Raw genomic sequence first — 438 nt, 5'->3', positions numbered from 1 at the left:
GTCATGGGGCGCAAGCAGTGCATGCCGATCACGTACGAGAAGCGCACCTCGCTGGGCCCGCTGATGGTGGGAGACGAGATCCTGCAACTGGAACCCAGCGTCCTGTACGTGACCGACTGGTACTGCCCGGCCGAAGCCTTCGTGTTGCGCACCGAGATCCGGCAGAACAACAAGGTGCAGCGCGTGGATGTGACCGCGCTGGAGATGGTGGACACCGAGCCGGAGTCGCGCTGAAGGCGTCACGCTGAAACTGGCGACCGCGTGGGCGGCAAACAAAAAACCCCGGGTGGGACCCCGGGGTTTTTTCTGAGCAGCGATCAGCGACCAATCAGTTGCCTTGTGCAGCCTTTTTGGTCTTCTTCGTCTTGGACTTCTTCGGCGCGGTCGACTGGTCGACCAGGTCGGCGCGCGTGCTCTTGTTCGCGCCCTGGCTGTATG

At 62.6% G+C, this 438-nt stretch carries 1 protein-coding gene; it reads left to right on the top strand.

Annotated elements, in window-relative coordinates; all coding sequences use genetic code 11:
* Positions 1-234 (top strand): hypothetical protein (locus AB4Y64_RS17735; RefSeq protein ID WP_441817766.1); only part of this gene is annotated, 234 nt, incomplete at its 5' end.
* Positions 235-438 lie beyond the last annotated feature (204 nt).

The organism is Lysobacter sp. TAF61 (assembly GCF_052113485.1).
Taxonomy (GTDB): Bacteria; Pseudomonadota; Gammaproteobacteria; order Xanthomonadales; family Xanthomonadaceae; genus Lysobacter_J.
The sequence above is the reverse complement of the archived record's forward strand: the minus strand, read 5'-3'. Positions and strand labels throughout refer to the sequence as shown.